Annotated in this window: 13 protein-coding genes; 9 read left to right on the forward strand and 4 right to left on the reverse strand. The window is 63.4% G+C overall.

Annotated features, from left to right (window positions below):
* Positions 1 to 10 precede the first annotated feature (10 nt).
* Genes cobJ through cobG form a run of 4 tightly spaced genes read right to left on the reverse strand, consistent with a single transcriptional unit; the run spans position 11 to position 4,374 of the window.
* Entirely contained in the window at positions 11 to 1,708 is a 1,698-nt protein-coding gene (gene cobJ, locus J3P95_RS22280; RefSeq protein WP_434558790.1) for a precorrin-3B C(17)-methyltransferase, read from the reverse strand.
* Positions 1,705 to 2,436, reverse strand: a complete 732-nt coding sequence (locus J3P95_RS22285) for a precorrin-2 C(20)-methyltransferase (protein WP_434563937.1) — start codon at positions 2,434 to 2,436, stop codon at positions 1,705 to 1,707. The genes cobJ and J3P95_RS22285 overlap by 4 nt, the downstream gene beginning before the upstream one ends.
* On the reverse strand, positions 2,436 to 3,062 hold the full coding sequence (locus J3P95_RS22290; protein WP_434579633.1) for a precorrin-8X methylmutase: 627 nt from the start codon (positions 3,060 to 3,062) through the stop codon (positions 2,436 to 2,438). Before J3P95_RS22290 ends, J3P95_RS22285 begins: the two co-directional genes overlap by 1 nt.
* Complete coding sequence (gene cobG, locus J3P95_RS22295; protein WP_434579632.1) at positions 3,055 to 4,374, reverse strand: precorrin-3B synthase; 1,320 nt, start codon at positions 4,372 to 4,374, stop codon at positions 3,055 to 3,057. Before cobG ends, J3P95_RS22290 begins: the two co-directional genes overlap by 8 nt.
* Before the next feature lie 210 nt (positions 4,375 to 4,584).
* Here cobG and cbiE point away from each other — a divergent pair, with 210 nt between their 5' ends.
* The 9 genes from cbiE to J3P95_RS22340 all read left to right on the forward strand — a co-directional run bounded on the left by cbiE (position 4,585) and on the right by J3P95_RS22340 (position 11,509).
* The gene (cbiE, locus tag J3P95_RS22300; RefSeq protein ID WP_434579630.1) at positions 4,585 to 5,796 is read left to right on the forward strand and encodes a precorrin-6y C5,15-methyltransferase (decarboxylating) subunit CbiE; all 1,212 of its coding nucleotides are present in this window, start codon (positions 4,585 to 4,587) and stop codon (positions 5,794 to 5,796) included.
* Positions 5,789 to 6,886 carry a cobalt-precorrin-5B (C(1))-methyltransferase gene (locus J3P95_RS22305; RefSeq protein WP_434579628.1) on the forward strand — a complete coding sequence of 366 codons (1,098 nt, stop codon included), beginning with the start codon at positions 5,789 to 5,791 and terminating at the stop codon, positions 6,884 to 6,886. The genes cbiE and J3P95_RS22305 overlap by 8 nt, the downstream gene beginning before the upstream one ends.
* Positions 6,887 to 6,897: 11 nt before the next feature.
* Complete coding sequence (locus tag J3P95_RS22310; protein WP_434581149.1) at positions 6,898 to 7,626, forward strand: cobalt-precorrin-6A reductase; 729 nt, start codon at positions 6,898 to 6,900, stop codon at positions 7,624 to 7,626.
* A 192-nt stretch (positions 7,627 to 7,818) separates the two neighbouring features.
* Positions 7,819 to 8,121 carry a type II toxin-antitoxin system RelE/ParE family toxin gene (locus J3P95_RS22315; protein ID WP_434558795.1) on the forward strand — a complete coding sequence of 101 codons (303 nt, stop codon included), beginning with the start codon at positions 7,819 to 7,821 and terminating at the stop codon, positions 8,119 to 8,121.
* Between the two features lie 3 nt (positions 8,122 to 8,124).
* A complete protein-coding gene (locus J3P95_RS22320) occupies positions 8,125 to 8,415 on the forward strand; it encodes an addiction module antidote protein (protein ID WP_024617344.1) in 291 nt (96 codons plus the stop codon).
* Between the two features lie 169 nt (positions 8,416 to 8,584).
* Positions 8,585 to 8,983: a DUF2946 domain-containing protein gene (locus J3P95_RS22325; protein WP_434579626.1), complete on the forward strand. Its 399-nt coding sequence runs from the start codon at positions 8,585 to 8,587 to the stop codon at positions 8,981 to 8,983.
* 46 nt (positions 8,984 to 9,029) lie between these two features.
* The gene (locus J3P95_RS22330) at positions 9,030 to 9,509 is read left to right on the forward strand and encodes a copper chaperone PCu(A)C (protein WP_434579625.1); all 480 of its coding nucleotides are present in this window, start codon (positions 9,030 to 9,032) and stop codon (positions 9,507 to 9,509) included.
* Positions 9,510 to 9,521: 12 nt separating this feature from the next.
* Positions 9,522 to 9,944 (forward strand): DUF2946 domain-containing protein, encoded by a 423-nt coding sequence (locus tag J3P95_RS22335; protein WP_434579624.1) that lies wholly within the window; start codon positions 9,522 to 9,524, stop codon positions 9,942 to 9,944.
* A 185-nt stretch (positions 9,945 to 10,129) separates the two neighbouring features.
* Entirely contained in the window at positions 10,130 to 11,509 is a 1,380-nt protein-coding gene (locus tag J3P95_RS22340) for a PepSY-associated TM helix domain-containing protein (RefSeq protein ID WP_434579623.1), read from the forward strand.
* The last annotated feature ends 13 nt before the right edge of the window (positions 11,510 to 11,522 follow it).

The following is an 11,522-nucleotide window of genomic DNA, read 5'->3' on the forward strand; positions in this document are numbered from 1 at the left end:
CCAAGTTTCATCAGGCAGGTTTGTTGCCGTACCAACGCGGGGTATACACCCACTCTCCACCTTCGGCACGGGGAAACACGCACGTGGTGGAAGAGCCCACGAGAACCATGGTGCGCATGTCCACCTGGTCCGGCGTCAACTGCCCCAATGTCGTGACGCGCAAGGTCTGGCCCGGCCGGCCAATGTCGCGTCCCAACACCACCGGAGTATCCGGCGCACGATGCTGCGCAACGAGCTCGAGCGCCCGTCCCAACTGCCATGGGCGGGCGCGCGAGATCGGGTTGTAGAACGCCAGGGCCAGGTCGGCTTCGGCCGCCAGGTCCAGGCGCTTCTCGATGATCGACCAGGGCTTGAGGTTGTCCGACAGCGACATCACGCAGAAGTCATGCCCCAGCGGCGCGCCGGCCTGGGCGGCGGTGGCCAGGGAGGCCGAGACGCCTGGCAGGATTTGCAGGTCGACAGTGTGCCAATGCGGATCACTGGATTCATGCAACGCTTCGAGCACCGCCGCCGCCATGGCGAATACGCCTGGATCGCCTGAGGACACCACCACCACCGACCGCCCTTGGGCCGCCAGTTCGAAGGCATGCCGGGCGCGCTGCATCTCTTCACGATTATCGGTGCAGTGTTGCACCTGGTCGGCACGCAAAGGCCCGGCCATGCGCACGTAGGTTTCATAGCCCAGCACGTCCGTAGCGCGATCCAGCTCGGCGCGCACGGCCGGCACCATCAGCTCGGCCGCACCAGGACCAAGCCCGATCACCGCCAGTCGTCCGCGAGGGCGACCGATCCGTTGCGGATCGACGGGCTGCTCGGCCACGGCGATGGCAATGTTGCCCAAGACCTGCACGTATGCCGGTTGACCCGTGGCGTCGCTTAACCACTGCACCGCGCTGCCATTGGCCGCAACGAAACGCAGCGGCACGCCCAAGGCCGAAGCGGCGTGCTGCAACTCGGAGCGCGCCATGTCGCTGTCCGCCGCCAACACGCACGCCACTGATTGCATCGCGAGTCCGGCCTGAGCCAGCGCTTGCTCAATGGAGGTCGATACCACCATCGCGCCAGCCTCCACCGCAATCAAGACGTTGCGCGGATAGATGCGCAACTCGTTCAGCGCAGGCACTCCCGCAGCACTGTCGATACGGATCGCCAACCGCGCCTGTGCATCTTGCGGCAACTGTGCCTGATCCAGCCACGGCGCCGCGCCTTCGATCCGCACCGGCTCACCGGCCAACAGGTCGGAAACGAAGCGCTTGCCCTGCTCCAGGTCACCGAGGCGGTAGCCGCCTGGCGGGTTGAGCAGGCAGGTACCGAAACGCAATTCGCCGCTGGTGGTGATCGCCGGCGCGACTTGCAGCATTGCCGCAATGTCCCGGGCCATGCCATTCACCCCGCCCAGGCCGCCCAACAGCGGTACCACGGCGCTGCCATCCTCGGCCACCGCCAGAACCGGCGGTTCGGCGCCTTTCTCCAGCAGCAGCGGCGCCAGGGTACGAATGACGATGCCTGCCGCGCACAGGGCGATGATCGGCGTGTCCTGTTGGTAGAGTTCGCGCAACGTCGCACCAAACTCAAGGTATTGCCGATCGCCCTCGACTCGACCCGCCAGGCCGTGGATCAAGGCGTCGGGATAACGCTGCTGGATTCGCCGGGCCGTCGCCAGGCTGCCCTGGCCGAGGATGACAATTGCCGGAGCTTTTGAAGTCATCCCTGCCACCGCTCGCCAGGGACGATGATCAGCGAGAAATACGGCGAGGACATCGGCTCTACTTCATCCAGCGGGACGATTTTCTGGTTGGCCATGGTCGCGCGCTCGACGTACAGCGCCCGCCCGTCCAGGCCCAGTTCCTGGAGCACTTGGCGAACCTTGGGGAAATTGCGTCCCAGCTTCATGATCACCGCCGCATCGGCGTCGGCCAGGCGACGCTTGAGATCGTTGTGTGGCAAGACACCGGAGAGCACCGACAGGCTCTGGTTGCGGTACACCAGCGGCGCACCCAGCACCGAGGCGCCACCCAGCATCGAACACACGCCTGGAATGACCTCGGCGTCATAACGCTCGGCTAACCGATCGTGCAAGTACATGTAGGAGCCGTAGAAAAACGGATCGCCCTCGCAGATCACCGCCACGTCGCGACCGGCATCCAGGTGCACCGCCAACTGCTCGGCGGCGGTGTCGTAGAAATCGGCAATCACCTGTTCGTAGGACAGCGGCGCCGGCAACGCTTCGGTGGTGACCGGGTAGACCAGCGGCAGCAACGTCTGCGCATCCTGCAAATGAGCCTCGATGATGCCGAAGGCGTTGCCCTTCTTGCCCTTGGCGACAAAGTACGCCACCACGGGCGATTCACGCAGCAGGCGCAAGGCCTTGACGGTAATCAGTTCCGGATCACCTGGCCCCACGCCAAGGCCGATCAGACGTCCAGGCTGCTGCATCATTCAACCTCCGTGGCGAGGGCGTTGACGGCGGCGGCGGCCATGGCACTGCCGCCGAGCCGTCCTTGCATGATCACGAACGGCACGCCACGGCTGTCGGCCGCCAGCATCGCCTTGGACTCGGCGGCACCGACGAAGCCCACCGGAAAACCGAGGATCAGCGCCGGTTTCGGCGCGCCGGCATCGAGCATTTCCAACAGGTAGAACAGCGCGGTCGGCGCGTTGCCGATGACCACGACGCTGCCTTCTAGATGGGGGCGCCATAGCTCCAGGGCGGCGGCTGAGCGAGTGTTGCCCAACTCGCGGGCAAGCTCCGGGACGCTGTCATCGCGCAGGGTGCAGATCACTGGGTTATTGGCCGGCAAGCGCGCGCGAGTTACGCCTTCGCTGACCATCCGCGCGTCACACAGAATCGGCGCGCCAGCAGCCAGCGCCTCGCGCCCGGCCGTGCCCGCGCCCTCGGAAAACTGCAAGCCATCGATGGCCTCGACCATGCCGCAGGCGTGGATCACCCGCACCGCGAGTTTTTCCAGGTCGGCCGGAATGCGCGCCAGGTTGGCCTCGGCACGAATGATCGCGAAGGAGTTGCGATAGATCTCCTGACCGTCGCGGATGTAATCAAGCATCAAGGGGGCTCCGGGGGTGAGCGTCGAGCCAGTGGCCGAGCGCTTCGATTGTCAGATTGTGTGCTTGCAACGCGCCAAAACCCGGCAGCGTGGCATCGCGAAAATACAGGTCGTAATGACCGGGGGCGACCGCCAGCAAGGTGGCGGGCGCGACATGGGCCGCCGCGCAGGAACGCGGGCAGCCCGACAGATGAACCTTCACGGTTCGGCCCTGACGTTGCAGCAGTTCAGCCAGTTGACGAGCGTCGGCCTTGGTCTCGGCCAAGGCCTTGGCGCAGCCACTGGAGCCGGTACAGGCGATGAGCTGCGCCAGGGGTTGGTCGAGCGAAACCAACAGGCCCAACGCCTCTAGCCGTTCCAGCACTTCCTCGGCGTCCTCACGGCACACGTTGGGCAGCAGCAGGCTTTGCCAAGGGGTGAAGTGAAGGCTGCCGTCGCCCTTCTCCCGCGCCAGTTGCGCCGTTCCCCGCAGCATGACCGCATCGAGCCGCCCCAGGGGAGCCGCCGCGCCGATATAGACGCGGTCGTCGTGCTGGGGATGGACGCCGAGGTGCAGTCCATCGATGGACACATCCCGCTGCCAATCCAGGCAAGGCTGCAGAGGCACGCGAGAGGCCAATCGGGCCACGAATTCATCCTCAGGGACCTCAGCCAGCAAATGGCGCATGCGCGTCTGGTCCGGGCGGGCCCGGTCGAGGAACAGCTGCAGCACCGTCACCACCAAGGCATGTCCCTGGGCCAGGGGCACCTTGCCCGCCGGCTTATCCAGCGGGGTGCCGGCCAAACCGAAGGCCAGCCAGGGCTCGCCGTCACGGACAAGGGCCGAGAGCCACAGGTCGTGGTGATGTTCGAGCATCGCCAGTGCTTCTCCGCCATCCAGTTGCACGGCGAACTTGGCCGACAGTTCATGGAAACGTTCATGGGTTTGCAGGGTGACGAGGATCTGCTCGGCCAACGGACGGGTGTCGAACAGCATTTGCCGGTCGATCCCGGCCGAAGGGCTGAGCATCAGGTTGCGCACGTCATCACCGGCCGGTTTGCGCGGGCCAAGCCCGGCGGCCAGCAGTGGCTCGATCAACGCGTTGTGCTCGGGACCGATCCCACGGATTTGCAGGTTGGCGCGATTGGTCGCCTCGATCACGCCCCCGGCGAACCGCTCGGCCATCGATGCCACGACTTCGGCCTGATCCGCCTGGAGGGAACCGCCATCGAGCTTGATCCGACAGATTCCCCCGTCCAGCGCCTGGACGACACGCAGCAACCCCGGGCAACCGGAGGGGCGTACGACGAGGGAGGATGGACGTTTGTTCAAAGGAAGACCGGCAAATAAGAAACGCCACAGTGGCGAGGAGCGCCATTATGCCTGCTTTGCCGCGACTCATGAAAAGCTTGCTGGTCGCAATGCTGGTGATGGACACACAGGGATGGTTCACGCCTGATCCGCCGGGGCGCGGTATGATGGCGGCACAGTTCGCGGCGGCGATACGCCAGTCGATCAACCCCATTTATTCGAGGAACAGAGATGACCCCCTGGCTGACCGTAGTGGGCATCGGTGAAGACGGCTTCAAGGGCCTGGGCCGGACAGCCCGCCATGCCTTGCTGCGGGCATCGCGGATTCTGGGCAGCGCCCGCCAGTTGGAGTTGTTGCCACTGTGTATCCGTGGCGCACGGGAGTTGTGGCCCAGCCCGTTCTCCCTGGAACCGCTGCTCGCTCTCCAGGGCGAACCGGTGTGCGTGCTGGCCAGCGGCGATCCGATGTTCTACGGCGTGGGCGCCAGCCTGGCGAAACACGTGCCTTGCGCTCAAATGCTGGTCATTCCCGCGCCATCCTCCTGCTCGCTGGCGGCGGCGCGCATGGGCTGGCCATTGCAGGACGTGGTCACGCTGTCGCTAGTGGCGCGTCCGCTGGCAGCGCTCAACGGGCATTTATCCACAGGGGTCAGGCTGCTGCTGCTGAGCAACGACCGCCACAGCCCTGCCGCCGTGGCGACGTTGTTGCACGAGCGAGGGTTTGGTCCGAGCGCCATGACGGTGCTGGAACATTTAGGCGGCGCGGCAGAACGGCGGATCGAAAGCACTGCGACGCAATGGTCCGATGACACCGTCGCCGACCTGAACCTGATCGCCATTGAGGTCCGGGCCGAGCCTTCGACCTTGCGCTTGTCACGCCTGGCCGGTTTGCCGGACACCGCGTTTGAGCATGACGGTCAGTTGACCAAGCGTGACGTGCGCGCCATCACCCTCGCCCGCCTCGCCCCGACACCCGGCGAGCTGCTCTGGGATGTTGGTGCCGGCAGCGGCTCCATCGGCATCGAATGGATGCGCAGCCACCCCAGCTGCCGGGCCGTGGCCATCGAAGCCGATGAAGGCCGGCAAGGCTTGATCGAACGCAACCGCGACACCCTCGGCGTGCCCGGACTGCAACTGGTTCGCGGCAGCGCCCCGCAGGTGCTGGAGAGTCTGGAGCGGCCGGACGCGGTGTTCATTGGCGGCGGCGTCACACGAGAAGGCGTGCTTGACACCTGCTGGGCCCAGCTCAAGCCCGGCGGGCGGTTGGTAGCCAACGCGGTAACGCTGCAAAGCGAGATGACGCTCATGAATTGGCGCGAACGCCACGGCGGTGAGCTGACTCGCATCCACATCGCCCAGGCCCAGCCATTGGGCGAGTTCGACACCTGGCGCCAAGCCTTGCCGATTACCTTGCTGGACCTGACGAAACCTCTCGATGCGTGACGAAACCGCCGAACAACCCGCGCCCTTGCGAAGTGGCCTGACTACCGGCAGCTGCGCCACGGCGACCAGCCTGGCAGCCGCGCGACTGCTGCTTTGCGGCACCGAAGCCGACGCGGTGGAAATCGTGTTGCCCAAGGGCAAGCAGGTGCAGATGCGCCTGGAGTTCTGCCGGCTGACCGAACGAGGCGCCGAGGCTGGAACGATCAAGGACGCCGGCGATGACCCGGACGTGACCCACGGTGCCCTGCTTTTTTCCCAGGTACGTTTGATCGTCGAGCCCGGTGTGCATTTCGTCGCCGGTCGCGGTGTCGGCACAGTGACGCGACCAGGGTTGGTGCTGGGCGTCGGTGAGCCGGCGATCAACCCGGTGCCACGCCAGATGATCCGCGATCATTTGGGCCGCTTGGCCGAAGAGCGCGGTTATGCGGGTGGTTTCGAAGTCACGGTCAATGTCGAGGGCGGCGAAGCCCTGGCGCTGAAAACCATGAATCCGCGCCTGGGCATCCTCGGCGGCCTGTCGATCCTCGGCACCAGCGGCATCGTCCGGCCGTTTTCCTGCGCGGCCTACATTGCCTCGATCCACCAAGGCATCGACGTGGCGAAAACCAACGGCTACCTGCACATCGCCGCCTGCACCGGCAACGCCAGCGAAGACACCATGCGCCGGGTCTACAACCTGCCGGAAATCGCCCTGATTGAAATGGGCGATTTCGTCGGCGCGGTGCTCAAGCATGTGCGCAAGGTGCCGGTGGAGAAGCTCAGCCTCTGCGGCGGCTTTGGCAAGATCAGCAAACTCGCCGCCGGCCACATGGATCTGCACAGCCGCCATTCAAGCATCGACCTGCCGCAACTGGCCGAATGGGCGGCGGCCATCGGTGCCGATGAAGCGTTGCAGCAAGGCATCCGGCAAGCCAACACCAGCCAGCAAGCCCTGGCGATGGCCAGCGCCGCCGACATTGCCCTCGGCGATGCGGTGTGCGAGCACGCGCTGGCCTTCGCGCGTAGTGTGGTGCCGGCCCAGGTTCAGGTCGAGGTCTTCGCCATTGACCGCCAGGGCGGGATTGTCGGCCATGCCGGTGTCTTGTCATGAAGAGCCTTGAAATCAAACGCATCCTGCTGCTCGGCGGTGTCACCGAAGCCCTGGCCATCGCTCGCACGCTCGGGCCACAGCATATCTACAGCCTGGCAGGCATCGGTCGCATCCCCACCGACCTGACCTGCCAGGTGCGCGTCGGCGGCTACGGCGGCGCTGAAGGGCTGGCCCAATTCATCCGCGCCGAGGGCATCGAGTTGCTGCTGGACGCCACCCACCCCTACGCCGCCCAGATCAGCCACAACGCCGCCCACGCGGCCCGCATCTGCGCCATCCCCTGCTGGGCCCTGCGCCGCCCGGCCTGGCAACCCCGGGCCGGCGATGACTGGCGCGAAGTGGCTGACTGGGCCGAACTGATCCAGGCCCTGCAACCCTTCCACCGTCCCCTGTTCACCCTTGGACGCGAGCCGCTGCAACATCTGCATGAAATCCCGCCGGGGCAATTCTGGACCCTGCGCGCCCTGGACGTTTACCCCGGCAATGAACGTTGCGAAGTGATTGGGGCCCGTGGGCCGTTTCACATCGAGGGCGAGCGAGAACTGTTCGAACGACGGCGGATCGATGTGCTGGTCAGCAAGAACAGCGGCAGCACGGCTACTGAACCGAAGCTGGAGGTGGCGCGGGAGCGAAGGGTGCCGGTGGTGCTGTTGAAGCGGCCGGTGTTGCCGGGGGTGGATCGGGAGTTTGGAATGGTCAATGAAGTGCTGGACGCTTTATCCGTACCAAACGGGTTCTGAATTCAGCACATTCGCGCGACATTTCCGACAAATTTTCAAGACAGAGCCGGCTGTTTCGTCCAAGACGTTCAATTCTATAGTTCCGTTCCTTAATACCCACGGCAGCACCTGGCAGTCATTAAGCATGAGCGACCCGTCTCGTGCCGAGGAAAGTGCTGCTTGCCAATATGTATCCCAAGGAATACGATCCAAATGATCGAATTTGAACAGTCCCGAGTATTTTCAAGCTGGCTTAACGGGTTGAAGGACATTGCTGGGAAAGCTCGCATCATTGCCAGGCTTCGATCTGCAGAGCATGGAAATTTTGGGGATTGCGAGCCGGTCGGCAACACAGTGTATGAGATGCGTATTCACTCAGGTCCGGGCTACAGAGTGTATTTCTCCCGTCGAGGCTCCGTATTTTATTTACTGCTTGTCGGAGGCGACAAATCAACCCAGAAACGGGATATCACGCGCGCTAAACAAATGGCGCTAACCATGGGTCAAGAGGAGTGAATCATGACCGAGGAATTCACACGTTTCGACGCAGCGACCTACCTCAAAACACCTGAGGAAATGGCTGCTTATTTGGATGCCTGTTTCGAAGAAGACGCGGGTGACGGCGTATTGGTTCGAGCAGCCCTTAACGATATTGCCAGGGCAAAAGGCATGACGCAGATTGCCCGTGATGCAGGCTTGGGCCGAGAGAGTCTTTATAAAGCACTGGGAAGTACAGGCAATCCAGAGTTCACGACCATCATGAAGGTCATGAAAGCTTTGGGCCTGAGGTTACATGCGACGGCCATTTGACAAGCGATAGCTTCCCTCGGAATGATCGTATGTCAGTTAACCAACCCGAAAATCCATTGCTACTGTTAACACCAACCCTGCGACCCTACACCGCACGTGGCTTTTTTACTTCTCAACCCCGATCAGGCTAAATACCGCCACCTGATCGCCCAACCGAGCGGATTGCCCCATGTCCCGACAACGGCTTGCATTTGCCTGGATCGCCTGCTTCGCAGTGCTGTTCAACATGCTTGCCATGCCGCTTTCCAGCAGTGGGGCGGCGAAGGCCAATTCGCCAGCCGAGCAACTGCTATGGGGCAGTTTCTGCTCATCCAGCGGCACGAAGATGCTGGCGGTGTCCCTGGGCACGTTCGAACAGGACACGCCACAGAAAGACAATCATTCGACAATGCAGCATTGCTGGTGCTGCTCGGGTCCGGCGCCGCTGATGGCGCTCACCGGGGATGCGCCACTGTTGTATCTGGATGCACAGCCGGCCCATCGCAGCGCAATCCGCTCGAAACTGGACAGCCCCACCCCGCGCCAACAATGGCCCAGCCTAAATCCCCGCGCCTCGCCTCTGGCCTGATTCTTCCCGCATAAAATTGCGCCCTGAATCGTTCCGGAGAATTGCCATGTTGAACAGACTTATCCTGCTGGCTGCCTTGCTGCTTCCCGTCGGCTTCGCCCACGCTCACCAGTACAAGGCCGGCGAGCTTGAGATCGCCCACCCGTGGTCCCAGGAATTGCCGCCCAACGCGCCGACCGTGGCCGCATATTTCGTGATTCACAACAGCGGCAGGACCGCGGACAAACTGCTCAGCGTCGACTCGCCCATCGCCGGCAAGGCCGAACTCCACGAGCATGTGATGCAAAACGACCTGATGAAAATGCAGAAGGTGCCCGCCGTCGATATCGCCCCCGGTGCAACCGTCACCTTTGCGCCAATGGCCTATCACGTGATGCTCCTGGAGCTGAAGGACCGCAGCCTGCTTAGCGACGGCAAACGTTTCCCCATGACCCTGCATTTCGAAAAAGCCGGGGATATCACGGTCGACGTCAAGGTGCAGAAAAAAGCCCCTGACGGCGCCAAGACGCACATGCACGCCCAGTAGACGTAGCCGCCCATGCAATCTCCTCGCGCCAGCCTGTCCACGCACCGCCGTCAGCCGACGAGCCTGACCCGCGGCAGCTGGATCAGCCTGTTCGCCATGCTGATGATTTTTATCGGTCCGCTGATTTCCCAGTCGATGCCGATGGGTCAACGCATGTCCATGATCATGTCGATGGACATGGGCATGGATATGACAGCGCACGAAGTGCCGGCAGCCGAGCATTGCCCACCCCAGAGCGATCACCATGCGTTGTGGGAAAAATGCGGTTATTGCAGCCTGCTGTTCAACTGCCCTGCGCTGCCTGGCGGCCATACGTTCGCCGTCTTCGACTCGCCGCCTACCCACAGCTACACCAGCCCTTCCCCGCGCCTGGGCCATGCCCGACCGGCGTTCTTTCCGGGCGCCCGCACCCGCGCACCGCCCCTCGAAGCGTAAGCCCGCATCTACTCACCCGGTCGCAAAGGACAGCCCACGATTGCCCTGAGCCCGGAGATGAGTTTTCTGACAACGCAGGCAAGACCTGACACCTGACCCTGTGTCCACTGAAGGCTCACCTGCTATCGGTTGCCCTGCAACCGCACAACATGACAACCCAATTTGCCCTGCGGAGCGCTTTTGCAATGAGCCAACCGAAACCGAATTTTTATAACCTGGCCTGGCGCTGGCATTTCTATGCCGGTCTGTTCGTCGCACCGTTCATGGTGATGCTGGCCCTGACCGGCATCATTTACCTGTTCAAGCCACAGCTCGACCCCCTGATGTACGGCGATCTGCTGAACGTGCCGGCCGGCCATCACACCTTGGCGGCGGACGATCTGCTCAAGCAGGTTCGCCAGGCCTATCCAGAGGGCCAGGTCACACAGTACCTGCCGCCGATCAATGCCGAACGCAGCGCGCAATTCGTGGTGATCGACAAGGGCCGGGAATTGAACGTATTCATCGACCCGTACCACGGCGATGTCCTCGGCGAGCAGGACGCCAAAGACAACCTGCAAGCCATGGCGCGGGCGATCCACGGCGAATTGATGATCGGCACCGTCGGTGATCGGCTGGTGGAAATGGCCGCCGGATGGGGCGTGGTATTGCTGGTTTCCGGGCTGTACCTGTGGTGGCCGCGCGGGCAATCGTCGGCCGGCGTGCTGTGGCCGCGCTGGAACGCTCGCGGCCGGGTGTTCTGGCGTGACCTGCACGTCGTAATCGGGTTCTGGGGCTCGGCGTTCTTGCTGGTGATGCTGCTCAGCGGCATGACCTGGACCGGCTTCTGGGGCAAGCAATACGCCGACCTCTGGAACCGCTTCCCGGCAACGATGTGGAACGACGTACCGAAGTCTGACGTGGAGGCCGGCAGCCTCAACCACGCCCACCGCCAGACCGTACCCTGGGCCATGGAAAACACGCCGATGCCGATGTCCGGCGACCATGCCGAACACATGGCCCATGGCGGCATGCACGAAGGCCCCGCTGCCCCGACCGTCAACCTGCAAGCGGTGCAGGACATCGCCGCCGAGCGCAGGGTCGAACCCGGCTACAGCATCACGTTCCCAACGACCGCCAGCGGCGTTTTCACCATCGCCGTGTTCGCCGACGACCCGCGCAATGACGCGACCCTGCATGTTGACCAATACACCGGCAAGGTCCTGGCCGATGTGCGCTGGGAGCACTACAACCTCGTGGCCCGCGCCACTGAAACCGGAGTGATGCTGCATGAAGGCAAGATGTTCGGCCCGGTGAACCAGATCATCGTGCTGTTGATCTGCCTGATGATCCTGCTCAGCGCCGTGAGCGGCCTGGTGATCTGGTGGAAGCGCCGGCCGCAAGGCAAGTTCGGCGTGCCGCCGTTGCGGCACGACTTGCCGACGTGGAAGAGCGGCGTGTTCATCATGCTGGCTCTGGCGCTGGTGTTCCCGCTGGTGGGAGCTTCACTGGTAGCGGTGTGGTTGCTGGATCGCCTGGTCACGCGGTTCAATCGCCAGCCTGAGACGGCCTCATCGTCAAGCTGAAGAGCGTGCATTA

It is taken from the genome of Pseudomonas sp. Z5-35 (genome assembly GCF_051131945.1).
In the GTDB taxonomy this organism is placed as follows: domain Bacteria; phylum Pseudomonadota; class Gammaproteobacteria; order Pseudomonadales; family Pseudomonadaceae; genus Aquipseudomonas; species Aquipseudomonas marvdashtae.

Coding starts and splice junctions, on each gene's coding strand:
- J3P95_RS22325 (WP_434579626.1), top strand. CDS start 8,585: ATGTCCCGACAACGGCTTGCATTTGCCTGGATCGCCTGCTTCGCAGTG.
- J3P95_RS22320 (WP_024617344.1), top strand. CDS start 8,125: ATGACCGAGGAATTCACACGTTTCGACGCAGCGACCTACCTCAAAACA.
- J3P95_RS22340 (WP_434579623.1), top strand. CDS start 10,130: ATGAGCCAACCGAAACCGAATTTTTATAACCTGGCCTGGCGCTGGCAT.
- cobJ (WP_434558790.1), bottom strand. CDS start 1,708: ATGACTTCAAAAGCTCCGGCAATTGTCATCCTCGGCCAGGGCAGCCTG.
- J3P95_RS22285 (WP_434563937.1), bottom strand. CDS start 2,436: ATGCAGCAGCCTGGACGTCTGATCGGCCTTGGCGTGGGGCCAGGTGAT.
- J3P95_RS22290 (WP_434579633.1), bottom strand. CDS start 3,062: ATGCTTGATTACATCCGCGACGGTCAGGAGATCTATCGCAACTCCTTC.
- cbiE (WP_434579630.1), top strand. CDS start 4,585: ATGACCCCCTGGCTGACCGTAGTGGGCATCGGTGAAGACGGCTTCAAG.
- J3P95_RS22335 (WP_434579624.1), top strand. CDS start 9,522: ATGCAATCTCCTCGCGCCAGCCTGTCCACGCACCGCCGTCAGCCGACG.
- J3P95_RS22305 (WP_434579628.1), top strand. CDS start 5,789: ATGCGTGACGAAACCGCCGAACAACCCGCGCCCTTGCGAAGTGGCCTG.
- J3P95_RS22315 (WP_434558795.1), top strand. CDS start 7,819: ATGATCGAATTTGAACAGTCCCGAGTATTTTCAAGCTGGCTTAACGGG.
- J3P95_RS22330 (WP_434579625.1), top strand. CDS start 9,030: ATGTTGAACAGACTTATCCTGCTGGCTGCCTTGCTGCTTCCCGTCGGC.